Annotated in this window: 24 protein-coding genes and 1 tRNA gene; 13 read left to right on the forward strand and 12 right to left on the reverse strand. The window is 47.5% G+C overall.

Features of this window, described 5'->3' with window-relative positions:
* Positions 1-60: 60 nt before the first annotated feature.
* Positions 61-237, reverse strand: coding sequence for a hypothetical protein (locus tag ACKKE8_RS00315; RefSeq protein WP_170207346.1), 177 nt, complete (start codon positions 235-237; stop codon positions 61-63).
* A gap of 93 nt (positions 238-330) precedes the next feature.
* On the opposite strand from ACKKE8_RS00315, the gene ACKKE8_RS00320 reads away from it, so the two are divergent.
* Positions 331-939, forward strand: a complete 609-nt coding sequence (locus tag ACKKE8_RS00320; protein WP_409176503.1) for a hypothetical protein — start codon at positions 331-333, stop codon at positions 937-939.
* 66 nt (positions 940-1,005) lie between these two features.
* On the opposite strand, the gene ACKKE8_RS00325 is transcribed toward ACKKE8_RS00320, so the two are convergent.
* Complete coding sequence (locus ACKKE8_RS00325; RefSeq protein WP_173620790.1) at positions 1,006-1,416, reverse strand: DoxX family protein; 411 nt, start codon at positions 1,414-1,416, stop codon at positions 1,006-1,008.
* 197 nt (positions 1,417-1,613) lie between these two features.
* Here ACKKE8_RS00325 and ACKKE8_RS00330 point away from each other — a divergent pair, with 197 nt between their 5' ends.
* Positions 1,614-1,961, forward strand: a complete 348-nt coding sequence (locus ACKKE8_RS00330) for a winged helix-turn-helix transcriptional regulator (RefSeq protein ID WP_409176504.1) — start codon at positions 1,614-1,616, stop codon at positions 1,959-1,961.
* 95 nt (positions 1,962-2,056) lie between these two features.
* Here the strand turns inward: ACKKE8_RS00330 and ACKKE8_RS00335 are convergent, their stop codons facing one another.
* Complete coding sequence (locus tag ACKKE8_RS00335; RefSeq protein WP_409176505.1) at positions 2,057-2,413, reverse strand: helix-turn-helix domain-containing protein; 357 nt, start codon at positions 2,411-2,413, stop codon at positions 2,057-2,059.
* A 166-nt stretch (positions 2,414-2,579) separates the two neighbouring features.
* Between ACKKE8_RS00335 and ACKKE8_RS00340 the strand changes: the two genes are divergently transcribed.
* Positions 2,580-2,792, forward strand: a complete 213-nt coding sequence (locus tag ACKKE8_RS00340) for a helix-turn-helix domain-containing protein (RefSeq protein ID WP_017246886.1) — start codon at positions 2,580-2,582, stop codon at positions 2,790-2,792.
* Between the two features lie 293 nt (positions 2,793-3,085).
* On the opposite strand, the gene nagE is transcribed toward ACKKE8_RS00340, so the two are convergent.
* The 6 genes from nagE to ACKKE8_RS00370 form a co-directional block, all read right to left on the reverse strand.
* On the reverse strand, positions 3,086-4,525 hold the full coding sequence (nagE, locus tag ACKKE8_RS00345) for an N-acetylglucosamine-specific PTS transporter subunit IIBC (protein WP_409176506.1): 1,440 nt from the start codon (positions 4,523-4,525) through the stop codon (positions 3,086-3,088).
* 152 nt (positions 4,526-4,677) lie between these two features.
* Entirely contained in the window at positions 4,678-6,390 is a 1,713-nt protein-coding gene (gene ptsP, locus ACKKE8_RS00350) for a phosphoenolpyruvate--protein phosphotransferase (protein WP_409176507.1), read from the reverse strand.
* Between the two features lie 31 nt (positions 6,391-6,421).
* The gene (locus ACKKE8_RS00355; protein ID WP_012683821.1) at positions 6,422-6,688 is read right to left on the reverse strand and encodes an HPr family phosphocarrier protein; all 267 of its coding nucleotides are present in this window, start codon (positions 6,686-6,688) and stop codon (positions 6,422-6,424) included.
* Positions 6,689-6,718: 30 nt separating this feature from the next.
* Positions 6,719-7,216 carry a PTS glucose transporter subunit IIA gene (locus tag ACKKE8_RS00360; RefSeq protein WP_409176508.1) on the reverse strand — a complete coding sequence of 166 codons (498 nt, stop codon included), beginning with the start codon at positions 7,214-7,216 and terminating at the stop codon, positions 6,719-6,721.
* 129 nt (positions 7,217-7,345) lie between these two features.
* Entirely contained in the window at positions 7,346-8,203 is an 858-nt protein-coding gene (gene glcT, locus ACKKE8_RS00365) for a glucose PTS transporter transcription antiterminator GlcT (RefSeq protein ID WP_409176509.1), read from the reverse strand.
* A 368-nt stretch (positions 8,204-8,571) separates the two neighbouring features.
* Complete coding sequence (locus ACKKE8_RS00370; RefSeq protein WP_056496045.1) at positions 8,572-9,069, reverse strand: ribonuclease H-like YkuK family protein; 498 nt, start codon at positions 9,067-9,069, stop codon at positions 8,572-8,574.
* Between the two features lie 183 nt (positions 9,070-9,252).
* On the opposite strand from ACKKE8_RS00370, the gene tadA reads away from it, so the two are divergent.
* A complete protein-coding gene (tadA, locus tag ACKKE8_RS00375) occupies positions 9,253-9,735 on the forward strand; it encodes a tRNA adenosine(34) deaminase TadA (RefSeq protein WP_409176510.1) in 483 nt (160 codons plus the stop codon).
* A gap of 46 nt (positions 9,736-9,781) precedes the next feature.
* Here the strand turns inward: tadA and ACKKE8_RS00380 are convergent, their stop codons facing one another.
* Positions 9,782-10,501 (reverse strand): pseudouridine synthase, encoded by a 720-nt coding sequence (locus tag ACKKE8_RS00380; protein ID WP_174231699.1) that lies wholly within the window; start codon positions 10,499-10,501, stop codon positions 9,782-9,784.
* 159 nt (positions 10,502-10,660) lie between these two features.
* Between ACKKE8_RS00380 and ACKKE8_RS00385 the strand changes: the two genes are divergently transcribed.
* Together ACKKE8_RS00385 and ACKKE8_RS00390 are read left to right on the forward strand one after the other, a co-directional pair.
* Positions 10,661-10,749: transfer RNA gene (locus tag ACKKE8_RS00385), tRNA-Ser, on the forward strand.
* Positions 10,750-11,273: 524 nt separating this feature from the next.
* Positions 11,274-13,022: a methyl-accepting chemotaxis protein gene (locus ACKKE8_RS00390; RefSeq protein WP_409176511.1), complete on the forward strand. Its 1,749-nt coding sequence runs from the start codon at positions 11,274-11,276 to the stop codon at positions 13,020-13,022.
* A gap of 63 nt (positions 13,023-13,085) precedes the next feature.
* Here the strand turns inward: ACKKE8_RS00390 and ACKKE8_RS00395 are convergent, their stop codons facing one another.
* On the reverse strand, positions 13,086-13,529 hold the full coding sequence (locus tag ACKKE8_RS00395) for a GNAT family N-acetyltransferase (protein ID WP_409176512.1): 444 nt from the start codon (positions 13,527-13,529) through the stop codon (positions 13,086-13,088).
* A gap of 147 nt (positions 13,530-13,676) precedes the next feature.
* Here ACKKE8_RS00395 and ACKKE8_RS00400 point away from each other — a divergent pair, with 147 nt between their 5' ends.
* Positions 13,677-14,198, forward strand: coding sequence for an RNA polymerase sigma factor (locus ACKKE8_RS00400; RefSeq protein WP_409176513.1), 522 nt, complete (start codon positions 13,677-13,679; stop codon positions 14,196-14,198).
* Positions 14,182-15,492: a penicillin-binding transpeptidase domain-containing protein gene (locus ACKKE8_RS00405; protein WP_409176514.1), complete on the forward strand. Its 1,311-nt coding sequence runs from the start codon at positions 14,182-14,184 to the stop codon at positions 15,490-15,492. Before ACKKE8_RS00400 ends, ACKKE8_RS00405 begins: the two co-directional genes overlap by 17 nt.
* 80 nt (positions 15,493-15,572) lie before the next feature.
* Here the strand turns inward: ACKKE8_RS00405 and ACKKE8_RS00410 are convergent, their stop codons facing one another.
* On the reverse strand, positions 15,573-16,001 hold the full coding sequence (locus ACKKE8_RS00410) for a DUF4275 family protein (protein WP_409176515.1): 429 nt from the start codon (positions 15,999-16,001) through the stop codon (positions 15,573-15,575).
* Between the two features lie 175 nt (positions 16,002-16,176).
* Here ACKKE8_RS00410 and ACKKE8_RS00415 point away from each other — a divergent pair, with 175 nt between their 5' ends.
* The 5 genes from ACKKE8_RS00415 (at position 16,177) to ACKKE8_RS00435 (ending at position 20,035) form a co-directional block, all read left to right on the forward strand.
* Positions 16,177-16,758 (forward strand): sulfurtransferase TusA family protein, encoded by a 582-nt coding sequence (locus ACKKE8_RS00415; RefSeq protein WP_409176516.1) that lies wholly within the window; start codon positions 16,177-16,179, stop codon positions 16,756-16,758.
* Positions 16,759-16,771: 13 nt separating this feature from the next.
* The gene (locus ACKKE8_RS00420; RefSeq protein ID WP_409176517.1) at positions 16,772-17,923 is read left to right on the forward strand and encodes an MBL fold metallo-hydrolase; all 1,152 of its coding nucleotides are present in this window, start codon (positions 16,772-16,774) and stop codon (positions 17,921-17,923) included.
* A gap of 188 nt (positions 17,924-18,111) precedes the next feature.
* Positions 18,112-18,336 carry a sulfurtransferase TusA family protein gene (locus tag ACKKE8_RS00425; protein ID WP_409176518.1) on the forward strand — a complete coding sequence of 75 codons (225 nt, stop codon included), beginning with the start codon at positions 18,112-18,114 and terminating at the stop codon, positions 18,334-18,336.
* Positions 18,337-18,676: 340 nt separating this feature from the next.
* A complete protein-coding gene (locus ACKKE8_RS00430; RefSeq protein ID WP_409176519.1) occupies positions 18,677-19,465 on the forward strand; it encodes a sulfite exporter TauE/SafE family protein in 789 nt (262 codons plus the stop codon).
* Positions 19,466-19,549: 84 nt separating this feature from the next.
* On the forward strand, positions 19,550-20,035 hold the full coding sequence (locus ACKKE8_RS00435) for a DsrE/DsrF/DrsH-like family protein (RefSeq protein WP_017246905.1): 486 nt from the start codon (positions 19,550-19,552) through the stop codon (positions 20,033-20,035).
* Positions 20,036-20,065 lie beyond the last annotated feature (30 nt).

Genomic DNA, 20,065 nt, shown 5'->3' on the forward strand with positions numbered 1-20,065 from the left:
TTTTCGGGGTCTTTTTTGTTAGGGGCGGTTTCGTAACCAAATGATGGGAAGCAGCGTCTATCAATTGAGATATTCGTCTTTGTTTCTCGGATCGTATCCTTCATCAAAGGAATGGGAATCACGGTTGTTACGCTCTATGAGGATTCTCTGCTTCCGGCGCTTGGCAATCCAATCGATGATGGCTCCAATCAGCAAGAGACCTCCGAAAATAAGTACGACGAGTAACCAGAGTGGCATTCATACAACACCTCACTTTTACTAAAAGATACGTCTTACCAGTGACGAAGTTGCGATGAAACCATTCATGAGGAAATGAAGGAGTGAAGTCGGATGAGAAAATGGGTGTGTATGACTGTAGTGGCAGGTTTGATTGCGGGAGGCTGTTCATCTAACACGAGCGTATCAACAGATTCGAAACAACAGCCTGTAGCCGAGCAGCAGCAAGAGGCGGGAAAAAGCGAGGGCGACCAAAAGCAAGAGAAGCAAACTGCTACCGTGCGTCAAATTATTCTGGATGAGCAATTTTTGCAGCTGCTTGCCAAAAACGAAATCAGTGGCTTCGATGTCCACATCGGGATGAAGCGGGATGAGGTTTCTGCGCTATATGGCAAGGTAACGAAACAAGATTATTGGGATGGCCGACGCTATGAAGTCTTTGAGAAGCTAGAGAGTGCGCTCATTTATTTTGATGGGCAAGATCGCGTATATGGAATTGATTTGGCCGGTCTTCATCTAAATGAAACGAATCTGGACACAATCCGTAAAAATCTGGGAGCGCCTGTCAGTGAAGATAAGAGCATGGCCGATGAGGATTATGTCATGTTTTTTGAAGCGGGAGATAATTCCGTATTTATTAGTGCAAAGGACGAGAAATCACCAGCAGACAAAATAAGAATCATCAATAAAAAAATGCTCGAGGAATCACCGCAGAAAGAATAAAAAAAGCCAAGTCAGAAGGCTCTTAAATGACCTTCAGGCTTGGCTTTTATATGTGTAACAATGGAATTACTCAACCGAGCTTTTTCCAAACAGGATAGCGTCCAGCGCGAACTTGGAGCTGCCGCTGATACCCAGAGAAACCAACATCGCAAGCAAGGCCAGATCCAATTCATAACCAGCACCACCTTCACCGCCCAGGAAGCCGGCAGCGAGCTTGGCTTTAAAGATCGCACCAAGCATAACAACAGACAACGCACCTGCGAACACGCGAGTACCCAGACCCAGAATCAAGGCAATACCACCTACTACCTCCAAGAAGGCTACGAGGTAAGCAATGAATGCAGGGAGTCCCATGGTCCCGAAGAAACCAGCGACATTCTCCAGCCCCATTTGGAATTTAGCCACTCCGTGAATGGCAAAAGTAAGACCAGCAATTACACGTAGAATAAGTGCGCTCCATTCAAAACGATTAGACATGTATGAATCCCTCCGAAAATTTAAATGCGTAACAAAGTTACTTTTCGTTAGTAAGTATACAATAATAATTTCCTAAGTCAAGTGATTCAATAAAATCCCAACAGTTGGCAAGTGCAATTTTCAAGGTTGATTCGCATCATTGGTTTTGATGGATTGAACAAAGAGCGGTATACTGGAAAGAGAATGAGGTGATACCTATGAAAGAGTCTACCCTCTGTCCGAAGTTCGAAAAAGGTATGCAGTTGTTGGGGAAGCGATGGACAGGTCTAATCCTATACCAGTTGTTGTCGGGACCACAGCGATTCTGTGCATTGGAAGGGGCCCTGCCAGTAAGCGGAAGGCTACTTTCTGAGCGTTTGAAGGATTTGGAGAAGGAAGGACTCGTGCATCGGCAGGTGTTTACTGATTCTGCTCCTGTCCGCGTAGAGTATTCCTTAACGGAGATGGGGAAAGCTCTGACTCCAGTGCTCAAAGGAATTGAGTCTTGGTCGCAGAGCTGGATCGAGTTGAATGCAGACGAAATGGCTAATGACAGCGAAGAATAACACAGTCTATATAAAAAAGCATCAGGAGAGTACGCCTGACGCTTGCCACGATGAAAACCCCTGGAGACAGGGGTTTTTCTGTTATCTGTTAATCTTTACGAAGGGTCTTCGTTCTTTTCTTGCAAAGCTTTCCACTTTAAAAATTCAATATGGCGCTTGACCTCAACCAGATCGTCCTCTGTCAGGCCATCGACATCTAAGAAGGTCGCCGGTGTTTCCCGGACAGAACCACGTTGCCAAGATAGTTCCTCCGTGCGCCCGTGGAGAAAATCGGTGGATACTTCAAATAAATCTGCGACTTTGGAAATCAGATGAAAATCGACGCCTTTCTTTTCGCCTGACTCGATCCGCGAAAGTACCGTATTATGTATGCCTAGCTTTTCAGCTAATTGAAGTTGTGACCATTGTTTTTGTTCGCGCAGCCATTTTATGCGTTGACCAACTATGGACATCGTGAGACCACCTTTATCGTTTTGGCAATTCCATTCTAACAATTTTCCAAAACGGAAAAAACAAGATTGCTAATATGACAAAATCTGTATTGACTTTGCTAAAATTGAAAGGATATGATGTAACTATAAATATTTGCCATTTTTGCAAATCAGGAGGGGATAACTGGTGGAACGACTCAACCTTCCGTTTATCGCGCAACGACGTAATGAGTGCAAGCTGACCCTGCAAGAAATGGCGGAAGCACTCGGGTTTCGAAATGCTTCGACATACTTGAAGTACGAGAAGGGGGAATATGACTTCAAGGCTAATCATTTGCCAGTGTTGGCTAAAAAACTACGATGTAACATGCTTGATCTTTTTATCAGGATGGTTTGCTGATTTGGCAAAAGGGGTGGGGTGGCTTGAACGCTTGGGAGGCAAATAGAAGGCAGCTGGAAATATGGAGAAAAACCGTCGCTTACGAAATTGAAATGATGGCGCCACAGAGTTTGCCGGCTTGCGAGGGATTTCTCGAGCGCTTGGTACTATTTGAAAAGGAGTTGGAAAACAACGCGCGATGCCCATATAGTACGACACATGATGGGAATGATACCGGGTCGCGTCCGTTACCCATTCAGGAAACAGAAAAAAGCCCGGTACGGACTTCGCCGTGACCGGGCATTCGTTATCTTTTACAGCTTGCTGATCTCTTCTTTTAGCAGCTCCGAATGGGTTCCGAAGACGACCTGCACGCTTCCTTGACCCAATCGCATAACACCTGCTGCACCGAGATCCTTCAAGGCTTTGTCATTGACCTTCTTGTCATCCTTCAAGACGAGACGCAAACGAGTGATGCAAGCGTCTACGCTAACGATGTTTTCTTTTCCGCCAATGTGAGTGAGCACATGGATCGCTTTTTCCTGCATCGAATTGTTCCTTCCCGTAGCTGTAGCTGTTGTATCTTCGTCATCTTCACGACCTGGCGTCTTGAGGTTCAGCTTCACGATCAAGAAACGGAACAGGACGTAGTAGACCGCGGCGAATGCCAGACCAATCGGGATGATCATCCAAGCATTCGTAGAGAGGTGGAAGTTGATACCGTAGTCGATCAGGCCCGCTGAGAATCCAAAACCGTGCTTGATGCCCAGAGAGGTTACGATATACCCGGACACACCCGTCAATATCGCGTGGACAAAATACAGGAGCGGAGCAGCGAACATGAACGCAAATTCAACTACCTCGGTAATCCCGGTCAGGAACGAAGCGAGAGCTGCACCGATAAACATAGAAGCAACTACTTTGCGTTTTTCAGGACGCGCAGAGTGAATAATAGCGAAAGCCGCTCCAGGAAGTGCGAACATCATGATCGGATAGAAACCAGTCATAAACATTCCTGCTGATGGGTCTCCCGCAAAGAAACGATGCAAGTCGCCGTGTACCACTTTTCCTGTCGCATCGGTAAAGTCACCGATTTGGAACCAGGCAATCGCATTGAGTACGTGGTGCAGACCAAATGGAACGAGCAACCGGTTGAAGAATCCGAACAAGAAAGAACCTGTTGCGCCGAGACCTACGATCCAAGAGCCCAATGAGTCGAGGGCAATCTGGATGGGCCCCCAAATGATCCCGAAAATCAAACCGATGACAACCATGGAAAGAGAAGTGATAATCGGTACGAAACGCTTTCCACCGAAGAAGCCTAGCCATTCTGGCAGCTTGATCGAATGGTAGCGGTTGTAGAAAAACGCTGCAATACCACCCGCCATAATACCGCCGATGACACCCATGTTCAGTTTTAAATCGTCCGCGATGAAAGGCATGGCAGCAGGAACAGCTGCAAGTACTTTCGTCAATACGACGTAGGCAATGACAGCGGCCAAAGCAGCAACAGCATCTCCAGCCAAGCCAATGGCAACACCGACAGCAAAGATTAATGCCAGGTTGTCAAAAATGGCTGCACCGCCAGCAGCCAAAAGCGGAGCGATGTACGAGTCCATGAATGCACCAAAGGCGCCGAGATTGAGGTCCTTCTCGAATTTGAGAAGACCAAAGCTTTGCAAAATCGCTGCGGCTGGCAACGTTGCGACCGGGAGCATGAGGGCTCTCCCAATCTTTTGCAGAAAAGCGAGCATAGGATAAAACCTCCTTGGAATGGAATGAATTTATCAGGGAAGCCGCTCTCCGGATGAATGGCAAAATGATGAGGGCACAAGGAATAAGCCGGAGAGAGACCATTCTGATCGATTTATTGAAAGCGCTTACATCGCTCGGGCGACAAAACCTTTTATAAGGCTTTGTCTTTTAGATATTGAACAACCTCGTCTACAGTAGAGAGTGTAAGAACGTGCTCAGCCAATTGCTTCGCTTCCTCTACGCTGGTGGAGCGGATACGTTCTTTGACTTTTGGCATGACCGAAGCGGCACCGCTGAACTCATCGAGCCCCAAACCGAGCAAGAGCTTGGTAGCCAACGGATCTCCCGCCATTTCCCCACACAGCCCGGTCCAAATCCCCGCCCGATGGGAAGCTTCGATGACTTGGGAAATCAATCGTAAAACGGCTGGATGGTAGTAGCTGTACAGCTCGGCAATATTGGCATTCATCCGGTCTACAGCCAGCGTATATTGAACGAGATCATTCGTGCCGATGCTGAAAAAGTCTACCTCTTTCGCAAACGCATCTGCTTGCAGGCAAGCCCCTGGAATCTCCATCATCATGCCTACTGCGATCTTCTCGTCAAAAGCGATCCCTTCTGCCCGCAGCTCTGCTTTCGCTTGCTCCAGCAATCGTTTGGCTTCACGCAGCTGATCCAGATGGGAAATCATCGGGAACATGATCAGTAGGCGACCAAATGCACTGGCACGCAAGAGAGCGCGTAATTGCACCAGGAACAATTCCGGTCTGGCTAACGAGATGCGCATGGCGCGGAAGCCAAGGAATGGGTTTTCCTCCTGTGGAAGCGCGAGTGCCGGCAAATGCTTGTCGCCGCCAACATCCAAGGTGCGAATGATGACCGGCTTGTCGCCAAAAGCAGCGGCTACATGCTTGTATGCAGCAAATTGTTCGTTCTCATCGGGAAGGGTGCTGCGATCCATGAACAAAAACTCGGAGCGGAACAAACCGATTCCTTCTACACCAGACGCGATCAGTGCATCTGATTCTTCTGGCACGGCCATGTTTGCCATCAGGTGAACGCGGTGGCCATCGGTTGTTTCGGCAGGCAGTTCCTTAATGGCTTCGTACAATTGGCGTTCCTTTTCTTCCTGCGCAGCCTTTTCCTGATAGGCAGCCAGTGTATCCGCATCAGGCGAAACAATCAGCTGTCCAGAGGTTCCGTCGATGATCAGCAAACTTCCGGAGTCTACTTTTTCCATTAAGGTATCTCCAACGCCCATGATAGCGGGAATACCGAGAGAGCGTGCCAATATGGCTGCATGAGAGGTAGCGCCGCCTTTTGCCGTGACAATTCCTCGTACATGCTGGAGTGGAAGCTGAAGCGTCTCGGATGGGGTGACGTCCCATGCAACCAGGATAAAAGGCTCTTCCGGGTAGGAGATGACGGTGTCACCGCCCGAAATATTTTGAATCAGACGGCGGCTCACATCACGAATATCATCCGCGCGCTCTTTCATGTAGGCATCGTCCATACTCTCAAAGAGAGCGATGAACTGATCGGCTACTTGCGAGACGGCGGCAGATGCCACCAGTTGTTGGTTTTCGATGAGCGCACTCATCTCCCCGACAAATGCCGGGTCATCCAAAAAGGCGATATGAGCAGAGAGGATGGCCGCTTTTTCCGAGCCTAATTGTTCCTCTGTCTGTTCTTTTAGCTTTTCCAGTTGTTCGCGTGCTTGCTCTACGCTCTTGCTAAATAGTCCTAGCTCCTGCGTCGTATCCACTGAAGTGGTGGACTCTGCCTGCGTGATGGCTGTTTCGTGTGTGAGGCGTAAAACAGGGGCAATTGAAATGCCAGCGGAAACCGGGATTCCTTTTAACATACATCCTTCACCTTCCTGTCCGTCGTTTACACTATATGTTTGACGAGGATTGCTCCAATAGCTGCTGGATCGCAGTGGCTACGTTTTGTTCATCCGCGCCGTCGATCTGAACGGTCAGTGTGTCGCCTTGGGAGACACCCAACGTCATGATGCCGAGAATGCTTTTGCCATCTGCGTGTTTTGTCCCTTTGCTCAGCGTAATCTTTGACTGAGATTGTGACGAACAATTCACGAGTAGAGCTGCTGGTCTCGCGTGGAGCCCACCCTCTACATTGACGGTTACTTCAAATTGAACCATGTTGTACCTCCTTCAACCATGCGCTTCGCTTTATTTTAAGACGACAGTCATAAGTGGCTCTTGGCCTGCTTGCACAGTTGCTTTTGCCACCACATTTTTTTCAGCAACCCGATCACCGTTCGTAATAACGATCGGTGTTACGATCGGACAACCCGCATCTTCCAGTACACTCTTGTCGAATTGGATGAGCTTGTCGCCAGCTTTCACTTGGTCTCCAACCGAAACAAATGGGGTAAAGCCTTTCCCGTTTAATTTCACGGTATCAATTCCAATATGCATCAATATCTCAAGACCACTTTCAGTCGAAAGCCCGATAGCATGGTGAGTAGGGAAAAGATGCGTTACCTTTCCATCGACAGGGGAGACGAGAGTGTCTGCACTTGGCAAAATCGCTACACCATCACCGACGACTTTACCTGCGAATACAGGGTCAGGAACTTCGGACAGGGGTAGTACGGTACCTGTTAATGGTGCAAGAAAGGTTACCTCTTGTTGTTGTTTTTTCCGGGAAAAAAGACTGCGTAGCATAGTATCCTCCTTTTGCGTCTGAACCAAAAAAGGCATGAGACGGTTGAATTCATACGACGACATACTTACTATGTCCGTATGATCTCACCGCTCATGCCTAGTCGAGCTAGTAACACGCAGGATTATGATTTAATTTTGTTGTAATAAGCGATAAAGGTGCAGAGCCATGTAACCAACCTCGTCTTCTGGTACAGCGATCTCGAGACGGGTGGAGATGTATTCAGCCAGCTCTGTTGCCAATTGATAGGCTTCTGGCATGGTGGTCTTGACTCGGTCCAGAAGCGGGTTCTTGATGAATTTTTGTTGACGGATGCGCTCAACGGCAAAGCGCAAATGCGTAATGAGGCGAACGTAATCAATGGTACTGCGTTCAATCGTAATACCTGTTCGCTCTTCAATCAGGCTTACCAAATCCGTGATGATGTTGGTGAATTGGACAGCCTTTTTTACTGGAACGTAGCTGATCGCGGAGTGAATGTGCAAGGCCAGAAATCCGATTTCACTATCTGGAATGTCCAGGTCGAATGCGTTCTTGATCATATCCGCTGCCCGGTTCGCCAGCGCGTACTCCTTCGTGTACAGCGTCTGGATTTCGAACAAGAACGGATTCACGATCTCCATGCCGTTATTGAGCCGATAGATCGCAAACTGGATATGGTCAGGCAAGGCAACGTGGACGTGTTCGTTCAATTCTGGCGTAATCTCACTCGCAATGAGAGCGATAATTTCTTCCGCAATTCCTACGACAGCAGGATCTACTTGGCTCAGAATGTTTTGATACTGCTTCTGATGATTTTCATTTTCGAGCCTGAAGCGCTTTTCCACACGCGAGTCTTGGGCGGGGACGGTATTCCCGGGTTTTGCGCCAAATCCGATTCCTTTTCCGAACAGGACAATTTCTTGTCCGGAGCCGGGTTCTTCCACGAGTACGACGTTATGGTTCAACACACGCGTAATTGCGTACGTTTTTTCCTTTTCACGGGACAATCCATTCCACCACCTTTTGATAGACAAAAACGGTCCATGACCGTATTTGCTTACCGCAAGCGGTCACATCCAATTTAATGAAAAACGCCGATGAATCATGACGTTAATCAGAAAAAAGAGCCGAAAAAACCTTTTTAACAAGAAAAAGATCTTCTCGGCTCATGCCTGCATTACCAGTAACACGCCTTGTGAAAACGCTTCAATTAAAGCTTATAATAGCTCACGTCTCGTACATTGTCAATCACCCTGTTAGCGGGAAAAAACACGGTGTGCAGGAGATGCAGAAGCCTGTCCCGAATTGTTTGAACCAACAGGATAAGGGCAAAACAAAGCCAAGCGGACGCCTCATTAGCAATCCGCCTGTTTTGTTACTTGGTGTACTTATCGGCAATCGTAGATGCACAGAAGGAGTTCGGTTTGATCTCGGCACGAAAGTGATTGGTTTCTGCTAAGCTCAACAAAGACTGGATAAACTTACGGGTAGGGCCATTCGTACCGATATCAAAATGCAGGCGGATGGGAGTATCTAAGTGGTGGTCCCGCAAATATTGGCGTACTTCTGTGGCAAGTCCGACTGCGTACATCGCTTCCTGAAATATACGCTGTTGCAAGGATGAATACCGGCGTTCCTGAAATTTGTGATAAAAGAAGGTGCCCCCATGGCCGGGACGGATCACTGTGATCACAAGAGCAAAAAAAGTTCCGCGGCTTTTTAATTGAGAGTCGGCCCCCACAATAATTTCAAATGGACCACCTATTGATGAGATGGTATGTTCGATGTGGGAAAACACTTCTTCTTTTGCCAGTAGACCTCTAGTCGGACTGTGAAAGCGATCAAATAACGTATTTGCAGAGGTTAAGCCCACTCACATCCCTCCAGAAAGAGGCTAACAATGATTTTCATACTTCTCCCTTACATCATTAATGTATGTAATCTCGCAGATAGTATGTGAACGGGTAGGGACAAAAACTTCTTGAATCAACTTTTTGGGAAAAAGGGTCCGTTTGTTCGGGACGAAAGACTGTTTTTGAAGGAGCTTTAGGGAAACGTGATACAAGTAAATGAACATGATTATTATATGAAACAAGCCATGGAAGAGGCCCGGAAAGCCGCTGCAATTGGTGAGGTTCCGATCGGTGCGGTCATCGTGCGCGACGGGGAAATTGTAGGTCGCGGCTACAACTTGCGGGAAACACAAAAAGACCCTACCTTGCACGCGGAATTGATCGCGATACGGGAGGCAAGTGAACGCTTGGGTGGATGGCGCTTGATCGGGTGTACGCTGTACGTGACGTTGGAGCCGTGTCCAATGTGTGCGGGTGCAATCGTTCAAAGCCGTATCGAACTGGTCGTGTATGGCGCTCGCGATCCGAAGGCGGGCTGTGCCGGGACATTAATGAACCTATTGGAGGAACCGCGCTTCAATCATCAAGTGCCAGTCATAGAGGGGGTTCTTGCAGAGGAATGCGGGCAGATGCTCAAGGACTTCTTTCGTGGATTGCGAAAAAAAAGACAGCCGGTACAGGAATGACCGGGCTGTCTGGACAAACCGTCTGCAACTCACATGCAGGCGGTTTTTATTTGTTTACGTTTTGCAGCATGTGCAGCTCTTCTTCGGTCAGTTCGCGATACTCACCAGGGGCAAGTGACGGGTCAAGGTGAAGCGGGCCCATGCGAATCCGTTGCAGATAGGTGACCTGCAGGTCGAAAGCAGCAAACATCCGCTTTACCTGATGGAACTTTCCTTCCATGATGGTGACGCGAATCTCTGATGTTTCTCCCGAAGAGATAATCTCCAGCTTGGCTGGCAGTGTCGTGAAGTCCTCTAATTCCACGCCTTTGGCAAACTCCTGTACATGGTGCTCAGTGACCCGGCCATCGATGCGGGCAAAGTACTCCTTGTCCACTTTCTTTTTCGGGGACAAGAGGCTATGGGAGAGGTGACCGTCATTGGTCAAGAGCAAGAGACCTTCTGTATCAATATCCAGTCGGCCTACCGGATGCACTTTGATTGCCCACTCGTATGGGAGCAGGTCCACTACGGTTTCATGGACATTGTCCTCTGTAGCAGAAACCACTCCAGGCGGCTTGTTCAGCAAAACGTATACCCAGCGCTTAAAGTTAAGCGGTTCTCCATCCACAAGGATTTCCTGTTCCTCGGCAATGACATGCATCCCCGGGTCTGTTGCGACAACGCCGTCCACGACGATCAGTCGCTGTTTCACTAATGCTTTCACTTCCTTGCGCGTGCCGATTGCCATATTGGCCAGCACCTTGTCCAAACGTTCACGTTTCATATATGTTCCTCACTTTTCTTCTGATCGGATACCAATCGTGTGTGTTGTTATTAGTTTGGCCTAATGAGCCGCGCAAATCAAGGGGCATGCAGAGGAATCGGACTTGCATTTTTGACTGTATTTTGCTATAGTAAGTAATGTTTCTGATAAACCAAATATGGAGAGATACCCAAGTGGTCATAAGGGGACGCACTCGAAATGCGTTAGGCGTCGTGAGGCGTGCGTGGGTTCGAATCCCACTCTCTCCGCTTAGATTTTTCAGATCGAAGAGAATGAAGCATATTTTTGCCGATGAGGCGGAGATATGCTTCCATTTTTTGGCAAGAATATACTTCAACATCAGCTCTGCCTGTATATAATGTTTCACAGAAAAAGGGGGTGTCTCTAAGTCGGAAAATCGACTTTTGAGATACCCCCTTTTTCATTCCAAAACCCTTGATCAATTCTTGAGTATACTGGTCTACATGGCCGAGCAGGAGCGGAAGAAGAACAGACAGCGGCAGGCAGAAGAGATCAAGGTTGCGAAGGCAAGCGGCGTTGCGTTCGGTAGGCCCCGCAGTCAGAAGCAGGAGGGTTTAACAATAATTACCTATTACAGCCGTGTGCAAAAGCATGAAGCAATTTTGAGTCGTACTTAAAGCCGTACGTTTTGTTGATGTATAAAGAATAAAATTCGTTTTTCACTCTATACTTCATTGTGTTATATGACGATATATTAATTAGATATATTCATTATATATTTTATCTATTTGTAGCTGGGGGAGTGGGGATTATGAGCGGCAAGTTGGGAAATGCAACAGGAAAAACAGGGCTTACACTTCGCACCAAATTACTGGCGGGGTTTCTTACAGTTGTTGCGCTCCTAGCATTTGTGAGTACATTTGCATTAAGCCAGATCAGAGATTTGACCATGATATCCGGGGATATCGATAAGTCATGGATGCCAGCGGTTACCCTGCTTGGCACGGTGAATGGAGACATTTCCGACGTGGAGCGTCTTGCGCTCAACATTATCGTTGAACAGAACGAGGAGGAGCTCACGAAGCAGAAGGAGGCTCTGGATCAACTGCTTGCCAAGATCGAGGATGAACGGAAACAACTGAAGACGCTTGTGTATGCCAGCAATGCGGAAGGCAGTGAGATTGTCAATCTGTTTGAAGAGTTTAACACCAAATACGATGCTTATTTGGAAAAAATGCCTGCGTTCGTGAAGTTGGGCAGAGAAAACAAATATGATGAGGCAAGTAAGTTACATAGCGTGGCCTACCCTTTGTGGTACACGGCCAATGATAATATTGTCAAATTAATCGATATATACAATGAGGGGGCCGGAAAGGTTAGTCAAAGCGCTTCGGAGCTTTCCCAGCAAGCGTTTGTCATCATTCTTGTGGCTACTTTCGTAGCGGCGGCCATTGCGCTGCTTATCGCCTTCTTCATGGCACATATCATCTCAAAGCCAATCCAGCAAATAAATCAGGCGGCTGTCCGGATTGCGAGTGGCGATCTAACGGGCGAGACGATTGTGCTGCGTAACAAGGACGAGCTGGGCACGTTGGCGGCATCCTTCAACACGATGACGGCGAATCTGCGCGCTATGATTGAATCAGTAGCTACGACTTCTGAGCAAGTAGCAGCTTCGTCGGAAGAACTGTTAGCCAGCGCAGAGCAAAATGCGAAGGCATCCGAGCAAATTACCCTAACAGTGGAGGAATTGGCTACGGGTACCTCCGAGCAGGTGGATATTGTCAAGCGTTCCTCTCAGGCCATGGGCGAAATGGCTTTGGGTTCGGAACAGATCGCACAGTTGGCACAGAGCGTATCGATATCGGCCGTTGACGCGGCCAACCAGTCTGCGGAAGGAAATATGATCATCAAGTCAGCGGTCGAACAGATGAATACTGTCCGTAATTCTATCACATCCCTATCGGAGCTGGTTACGGGACTGGGAGAACGTTCGGCAGAGATCGGAACGATCACCGAGGTCATTAATAATTTGGCGAGTCAGACGAACCTGCTGGCACTGAATGCGGCGATTGAGGCCGCAAGAGCTGGAGAGCATGGCCGCGGCTTCGCTGTCGTTGCCGAAGAGGTTCGGAAGCTGGCCGAGGAATCCTCATTGTCTGCGCAGCGCATTACTGACCTGGTGCAGCTGATCCAGAATGATACAAGGCAGGCGGTTGAGGCAGTCAAAATGAACAGCGACGAAACGCAAAGCGGCATGGAGATTGTCACAGCAGCTGGACAGGCATTTGAGAACATCTCGAATGCGGTCAACAAGGTCGCGGGCGAGATTCAGGAAGTATCCGCAGGCGCGGAACAGATGGCGGCAAGCACGGACGAGGTCGTCCATTACGTGGAGAAGATTTCAGCCATTGCGGAAGAAGCATCGGGCGGCGTGAATAACGTCTCTGCCGCTACGGAGCAGCAGCTGGCTTCCACGGAGGAGATCGCTTCGTCTGCGGGTTCCCTCTCCAAGATGGCTGAGGAGCTTCAGGAGCAGATTAACAAGTTCAAAGTATAGATTAAAACATTAGACTGCTTCTTCTGCTGCCCTGGGCGGCAGGAGAAGCGTTTTTTCATTAGCTTAGAACTTTTTTATAAAATTTTTCTGATCCTTTGTAAATAGATAGCCACGTCGCTCATAGAACCTGTGAGCATGTGTGCGACTTGGATGGGATAACAGCTTCATCCCAGAAAATCCATTGCGCTTTCCCCACTGTTCAAGATGTTCAATCAACATGTTGCCTACACCGTGATTCCTATGTTTTTCTTTCACAACAAACCCCAGGACGTTTACGAGAGAGTCGGAAAAAAGCAATTCATAGGGGCTTCCGTGAATATATCCGATGACTTCGTTGTTTTGCTCACAAACAAAGATCATATCTTTTGTTTTCTTTGTAATGATTTCAATTTTCTCTCTTACCTGATCTTCGGTAAATAGATGCAGATTCGGGTTAAATTCTAGGTTTAACAAATAAATATCACGATAATCCGCGACCCTGATTTCTCTCACACTTTTTTCTCCCATATTTGAATGCCTCAATTCGTTGTTGGGTGCTGTCCTCCTGGATAATGACTCAGGTGGGACAGCATTTTCTTTTTTATATCACAAAAACTGTAAGCAAATTTCATTTTTGCGTCTAATAAGATACAAACTTCATAAAGGAGCGTACGAATGGATTCCGATGACCGAATAGAGCGATGGTTCCAGCAATACGGCAATGATATTTACAATTACCTCGCGTATTTTACCGGACGTAGAGATGTCGAGGATTTAGTCCAGGAAGTTTTTACGAAGGCGCTAAGATCCGTATCAAGCTACGAAGGCAGGGCACAGCCCAAGACATGGCTTCTGACCATCGCGCGCCATACAGCGATTGATTATAGGAGAAAGCAAAAAATGATGGATTGGTTCCCCGAAAACGTCCTCCGACTCCTCACTTCCAAAGAGCGCACTCCTGAGAAGGCACTGGTGTTAAAGGAACAATTGCAAGAAGTTTATGAAGCGATGAATCACCTCAAAACCACGTATCGAGAGGTTCTAATCCTGCGATTGATCGAGGGAGTATCTACAGCAGAGACAGCAGAAATCTTGGGCTGGAGTGAAGCAAAAGTCAGCACGACGCTCCATCGAGCCATCAAGGAATTGCAAAAACAAATGGGCAGGGAGGTCAATCTACATGACATCATCTTTTGAAGAAAAAGAGATAAGCACAATGCTTCAATCATTTCCGTCGCTTCAGATGGACGAGGACAAGCGACGTGAAATCGCGAGTCATATCCGTCAAGAAAAGGAGTTGCTCATACAGATGAAAAGGCGCAAAAAGTATGCCAAGGTCATCGGGGGCGTAGCTGCTTCATTTGCTTTATTGTTTATCGGTTATCAGTGGATGCCTCTGGAGGTAACCCCTTCCGTGCCAAGCGCACAACAGATGAATACAGGGGAGAGTCAAAAGGCACAAGCCGCGGAAACTCCACCCCAAGCAGATATGGTTCTGACCCTCGATTCACAAATTCAGGAGTATGTAGAAGAAGCGATACATAAGACCGACAAAGCCTATCAGCCCGAGAATATGACGGTAATCGTTACCGATCCAAATACCGGGGAAATTCTTGGGATGAATCTGAGAAAACAGGATGCCAATGACCGGGTTCCAGATATAGTAAAAGCGAAACCAGATCCTGTCGCCGCATTTCCGATCGTGACATTGGCGGCTGCTATTGAAGAGGGAAAGTATAAGAACTACGAAACCTACGAGTCCGGAACCTACGAAATTACCCCGGGCAAGTTTATAAAAGACCACAATAATGGTGCAGGGTGGGGACAGATTTCGTATTTAGAAGGTATCCAACGTTCTTCGAATATCGCTTTTGCCAAGCTCAGTGAACAGTTAACCAATCATTCGTTGCAGCAATATTATGAACGGTTCGGTTTTGGAGCGAAAACTGGTACCGAACAAATCAATGAACAGCCTGGAAAGATACCAAACATGGATACTCCCTATGATAAAGCAATGGCAGCTTATGGACTTGGGGGTTCTGCCTCTGCAATTCAACAAGTAGCTGCTGTTGGGGCCATCGCCAACGGGGGTGAATTGATGAAACCCCATGTCACGAGGGAGGAAAGGAATCACATTGACAAAGGGCGTCGAGTCATATCAGAAGAAACAGCCAAACAGGTTCGAGAAGTTTTAGAAGTGGTAGTAAAAAACAAACCTGGCTTAGATACAGCCTTTTCCATAAAAGAATATGCAGTCGCTGGGCGCACAGGAATAGTGGGGAAACGCGACCAGCAAGGAAACTTCATCGAAGGAAAATATACGTATTCGTTTATCGGATTTGCACCAAGCGATGATCCAAAGCTATTAGTTTACATATCTGTTGATAACCCGAATACAGACCTCTGGGTAAGATTATGGGGACAAGAAATTGTTGCCCCCCCTTTCAAAGAGATCATGGAAAACAGTTTGCAGTATCTCCAAGAACGATAATCCACCCATCAATCAAAAAGGAAGCATGGCGGCATACCCCTAAAGGTATCCGTATGCTTCCTCTCTTTGTTTTCCCCGTTCTACTTCCTACAAAAATAAGGCCCACACCACTTGGTTTCATGGGTCTTCACATACGTCCACGTAAAATCCTTATCCACGACATACACATCGTATTCCATTTCCAAGTCCGCGACAGAAAACTTCGCAGCATTTTCCAAGATCAACACTTCGTTGGAAAGCTGGTAAAACACATAGTATGACTCATGGGCCACTTGCTGAAAGGCCTCATCCGCTTCCTCTCGTTCAAGACAATCCCTCAGCTTATTGCTGAATAAATGCCACAGATACCCCTGGTAGCCGTCTTTATTTTTGAGAAAAAGCCTCTCTTTATCTTCTTCGGTCAGATGGCTCGCAAAATGCTTCTCCCATTCTTCCCGTAAGTAAGGTCCCCAAATAGACAGCTCCGTTGTCTTCGTGTTCTTCTCCTTCATCCGATCAGCTAGTTTCATTGGGCGCCTCCATGTTGGTACAAGTTCATCTCTAAGAAAATACGTATGAAAGAGTGGGTCGGTCACGTCTCGCCTATTGACAAAGAAAAACTAGGCGCATATTATAATACCCGTAGGGGTATATGTATATAGTTGATTGATCACATTTCCACTCAAAACGTAGGAGGTAGACAACATGTCTGTACAATCGAATTTTTCTGCTGATAAAACATTAGATTGCAAAGGCTTGGCATGTCCAATGCCTGTCGTACGCACAAAAAAAGCGATGGAAGAGATGTTACCGGGTCAAGTGATGAAAGTACAGGCGACGGATAAAGGGTCATTGGCTGACCTGAAGAGCTGGGCAAACAATACCGGGCATGAATTTTTGGACACGATTCAGGAGGGGGAAGTCTGGAAGCATTTCCTGCGAAAAGCGAGTACCCATGAGGTGAAGGAGGAGGCGAACTTCCTGCGGACCATATCCAATGAAGAACTGCAAAAAAAGCTGGAGGCCAACGAGAAGCTGACACTCATTGATGTGCGAGAACCGGCAGAATACGCTTTTCATCGCATTCCTGTAGCCATTTCAATACCCCTGGGAGTATTGGAAGAGCGCTTGGATGAGCTACAGCCCGATGACGACATCTATATCATCTGCCGATCCGGCAAACGCAGCGACATGGCTTGTCAGTTGCTGGCCGAAAAAGGTTTTACCAAAATCACTAATGTAGTACCGGGTATGTCTGGCTGGAATGGCCCGGTAGAAAAACAATAAGGGGGAGAGAAAGATGATGGAACAACAAACAGGCGTGAAGGCAATGACAGCACACGAGCTAACTCAGCTTCTCTTTGCACAGGAGGAATTGTTTATTCTCGACGTGCGCAATACGAGCGATTACGAGGCTTGGCAAATCGAAGGACATCGAGTAGTGAGCATGAACATTCCTTACTTTGATTTGCTGGATGGAGTGGAGTCCGTTCTTGAGAAAATCCCTGTGAAACAGAAGGTGTTGGTCGTCTGTGCAAAAGAGGGCTCGTCCATTTTTGTCGCAGAGATGCTAGCAAAAGCGGGTTTTACGGATGTTTCTTACCTGCAAGGAGGAATGAAGGCGTGGAGTGAGCATCTGGAGCCCGTGAAGGTGGGTGACCTCCGTGATGGCGGTGCGATTTATCAGTTTGTCCGCATTGGAAAAGGCTGCTTGTCTTACATGATCGTATCAGGAAGGGAGGCGGCTGTCGTCGATACACTGCGGATGACGGATGTGTACGAAGCATTTGCAGCAAAGCATCAGTGGACGATCAAGCACACCATCGATACTCATCTGCATGCCGACCATATTTCCGGTGGAAAGAAACTGGCAGATCGAGTCGATGCATCGTATTGGCTTCCAGAAAAAGATGCGGAAGAAGTTACGTATTCCTATCGTAAACTAGAGGAAGGGCAGGAAATTCAGGTAGGTGCAACCAAAATCGCGATCCTGCCGATCTATTCACCTGGACATACCATAGGGAGTACCTCACTGATTGTTGATGATACGTATTTTCTCACGGGAGACAGTCTGTTCGTAGCTTCGATCGGACGCCCGGATTTGGCTGGGAAAGCAGAAGATTGGGTGGGAGACCTGCACAACACCTTGTATAATCGATATAAAGAGCTTCCCGAGCATTTAGTCGTGTTGCCTGCTCATTTTGGCAGCTACACCGAGCTTGGACCAATGGGTGTCGTATCTGCTCGTTTGGGTGATTTGTATCGCAACAATCCAGGGCTAACGATTGCGGATGAAAGTGAATTCCGGCATATCGTTACGCATCATTTGCCGCCGCAGCCGAATGCGTATCAAGAGATTCGTCAAGTGAACATGGGGAAATTAAAACCGAGCGAAGAGGAACAACAAGAGATGGAAGTAGGGCCAAATCGCTGCGCCATTCACGATAAATAACGGTCGTCTTTTGATCACGAAGTAGTTCTGAAAGTTGAATCGGCATCGAAATTGGCGTTCACCTTCAAAGTCCGGTGCTCATGTAGGTCCCCTACACTCCGCTCCTCCTTTTTCAGGTTCTCACCACTTTCTCGGTGCTGAAAAGCCGACTTTTTGAACACGCATTTATATAACAGGAGGAATGAAAAATGGCGGATATTATGGTAGATACAAAAGGTCTGGCTTGCCCGATGCCAATCGTCAAAGCAAAAAAGGCAATGGACGGAATGCAATCCGGTCAAACCATGGAAGTACTCTCGACGGACAAAGGCTCTCTGAACGACTTTACTGCTTGGGTCAAGCAAACCGGGAATGAGCTGGTTTCACACGAGATTGAGAACGGTGTGTACAAATTTTTAGTGAAAAAGCTGTAGGGAGACAAAAGCGAGCACGTTTGAATGAAGCCGCTAACGGTTCAAGTAGTGCTCGCTTACTCTTGATTTTCATAAACGATACGTACGCCAAGGTGCGTATAGATTTCTTCTTTGTAGTGGCCATTAGGGCATTGCTTTTCACTGAACAAGGCATTTTTGTGTGAGCGCAAAGGTTCTTGGCAGGTGGGGCACCGATGCTGAAAAATGGATTTGAAAAAGCGGATCATTTAAATCACCTTATTCACAGTTATTTACTTGGAATTAATTTTACTTGAAGAAGGTTCATTTGAAAAGAGGGTTGAGCATTCCGATGTGTTAGGTAGGAATGCGAGGAGGATATATGGACGTTTTACTGCTTCTGCTCATGGTCTCTCTCGGTTTTGTCGGCTCCTTTTTTTCCGGATTGCTCGGGATTGGCGGAGCGATCATCAGCTATCCGATGCTCCTGTTTATACCATCGGCACTAGGTGTGGCGCAGTTTTCCGCCCAGGAAGTTTCGGTGATATCGATGTTTCAAGTATTTTTCGCGTCGCTGTCTGGCGTACTGGCTTTCCGCAAAAGAAACGGGAAAAGCTCGCCCCTGATTCATAAAGGACTCGTTAGAGATATGGGGGCAAGCATCTTGGCGGGTAGCTTGATTGGTGCGGCTCTCTCCCAATACTTGTCGAATGAAAGCATCAATTTGGTGTACGGGATACTGGCGATCATCGCCGTGATTTTGATGCTCGTGAAAAATAGGGGGACAGAAGCGGCAGCTGGGGAAGTCGCATATAATCGCTTCATTGCTGCTGGTACTGCGTTTGCCGTAGGAATCGTATCCGGGATTGTCGGTGCAGGGGGAGCGTTCATCCTCATTCCGATTATGCTGACCGTACTGAAAATACCTACGCGTGTGACGATTGCCTCATCTTTGGCTATTGTATTCATCTCCGCAATAGGTGGTGTGATCGGGAAGCTGTCGGGTGGGCAAATTCCGCTCTTGCCCGTTTTGTATACGGTCATCGGAAGTGTTTTGGGGGCACCGGTAGGCAGTATGGTCAGCGCCAAGAGCGATGTGAAATATCTGCGTTATGGCCTGATAGTGCTGATCTGTGGAACGGCTATCAAGATTTGGAGTGACATTCTATAAGGAAAGATGCTTTTCGTTGCAAAAGCTTCTTTCGCTTATTTTTATACCTATACAAGTATAAGTATTGTAAAGGAGTGTTCTTACATGGAAAAACAACAAAAAGAAAAAACGACGATTGTGTTGTTCAGCGGTGACTTGGATAAAGCGATTGCAGCCTTTATTATTGCGAACGGAGCTGCGGCCTATGATCATGATGTCACGATTTTCTTCACCTTCTGGGGACTGAATACCATGCGCAAGGACGAGATCGTGAAGGTAGAAAAGGGATGGCTTGAAAAAGCGTTCGGTTGGATGATGCCAAGGGGTGCCAAGAAGCTCGGACTGTCTAAAATGAACATGATGGGCATGGGACCAGAGATGATCAAGCATGTCATGAAAAAACACAATGCCCTGACGCTTCCACAACTAATCGAGCTGGCTCAGGAGCAGGGAGTGAAGCTGGTCGCTTGTACGATGACGATGGACTTGCTCGGTCTCAAACAGGAGGAATTGCTCGACGGAATGGAGTATGCAGGTGTAGCCGCTTATTTGGGGGATGCGACACAGGCAAAAGTAAACCTGTTTATTTAAACAGCACGCATAGGCAGCTTGCTTGACATT

This window comes from Brevibacillus fortis, assembly GCF_046196545.1.
In the GTDB taxonomy this organism is placed as follows: domain Bacteria; phylum Bacillota; class Bacilli; order Brevibacillales; family Brevibacillaceae; genus Brevibacillus; species Brevibacillus fortis_A.

What these genes read in the sequence shown, in the direction of transcription:
- ACKKE8_RS00330 (WP_409176504.1), top strand. Translation starts at nt 1,614, where the DNA reads ATGAAAGAGTCTACCCTCTGTCCGAAGTTCGAAAAAGGTATGCAGTTG.
- ACKKE8_RS00325 (WP_173620790.1), bottom strand. Translation starts at nt 1,416, where the DNA reads ATGTCTAATCGTTTTGAATGGAGCGCACTTATTCTACGTGTAATTGCT.
- ACKKE8_RS00415 (WP_409176516.1), top strand. Translation starts at nt 16,177, where the DNA reads ATGTCTGTACAATCGAATTTTTCTGCTGATAAAACATTAGATTGCAAA.
- ACKKE8_RS00400 (WP_409176513.1), top strand. Translation starts at nt 13,677, where the DNA reads ATGGATTCCGATGACCGAATAGAGCGATGGTTCCAGCAATACGGCAAT.
- ACKKE8_RS00410 (WP_409176515.1), bottom strand. Translation starts at nt 16,001, where the DNA reads ATGAAACTAGCTGATCGGATGAAGGAGAAGAACACGAAGACAACGGAG.
- ACKKE8_RS00435 (WP_017246905.1), top strand. Translation starts at nt 19,550, where the DNA reads ATGGAAAAACAACAAAAAGAAAAAACGACGATTGTGTTGTTCAGCGGT.
- ACKKE8_RS00315 (WP_170207346.1), bottom strand. Translation starts at nt 237, where the DNA reads ATGCCACTCTGGTTACTCGTCGTACTTATTTTCGGAGGTCTCTTGCTG.
- ACKKE8_RS00425 (WP_409176518.1), top strand. Translation starts at nt 18,112, where the DNA reads ATGGCGGATATTATGGTAGATACAAAAGGTCTGGCTTGCCCGATGCCA.
- ACKKE8_RS00405 (WP_409176514.1), top strand. Translation starts at nt 14,182, where the DNA reads ATGACATCATCTTTTGAAGAAAAAGAGATAAGCACAATGCTTCAATCA.
- ACKKE8_RS00360 (WP_409176508.1), bottom strand. Translation starts at nt 7,216, where the DNA reads ATGCTACGCAGTCTTTTTTCCCGGAAAAAACAACAACAAGAGGTAACC.
- ACKKE8_RS00390 (WP_409176511.1), top strand. Translation starts at nt 11,274, where the DNA reads ATGAGCGGCAAGTTGGGAAATGCAACAGGAAAAACAGGGCTTACACTT.
- ACKKE8_RS00380 (WP_174231699.1), bottom strand. Translation starts at nt 10,501, where the DNA reads ATGAAACGTGAACGTTTGGACAAGGTGCTGGCCAATATGGCAATCGGC.
- ACKKE8_RS00335 (WP_409176505.1), bottom strand. Translation starts at nt 2,413, where the DNA reads ATGTCCATAGTTGGTCAACGCATAAAATGGCTGCGCGAACAAAAACAA.
- ACKKE8_RS00355 (WP_012683821.1), bottom strand. Translation starts at nt 6,688, where the DNA reads ATGGTTCAATTTGAAGTAACCGTCAATGTAGAGGGTGGGCTCCACGCG.
- ACKKE8_RS00430 (WP_409176519.1), top strand. Translation starts at nt 18,677, where the DNA reads ATGGACGTTTTACTGCTTCTGCTCATGGTCTCTCTCGGTTTTGTCGGC.
- ACKKE8_RS00420 (WP_409176517.1), top strand. Translation starts at nt 16,772, where the DNA reads ATGATGGAACAACAAACAGGCGTGAAGGCAATGACAGCACACGAGCTA.
- nagE (WP_409176506.1), bottom strand. Translation starts at nt 4,525, where the DNA reads ATGCTCGCTTTTCTGCAAAAGATTGGGAGAGCCCTCATGCTCCCGGTC.
- ACKKE8_RS00320 (WP_409176503.1), top strand. Translation starts at nt 331, where the DNA reads ATGAGAAAATGGGTGTGTATGACTGTAGTGGCAGGTTTGATTGCGGGA.
- ptsP (WP_409176507.1), bottom strand. Translation starts at nt 6,390, where the DNA reads ATGTTAAAAGGAATCCCGGTTTCCGCTGGCATTTCAATTGCCCCTGTT.
- ACKKE8_RS00395 (WP_409176512.1), bottom strand. Translation starts at nt 13,529, where the DNA reads ATGGGAGAAAAAAGTGTGAGAGAAATCAGGGTCGCGGATTATCGTGAT.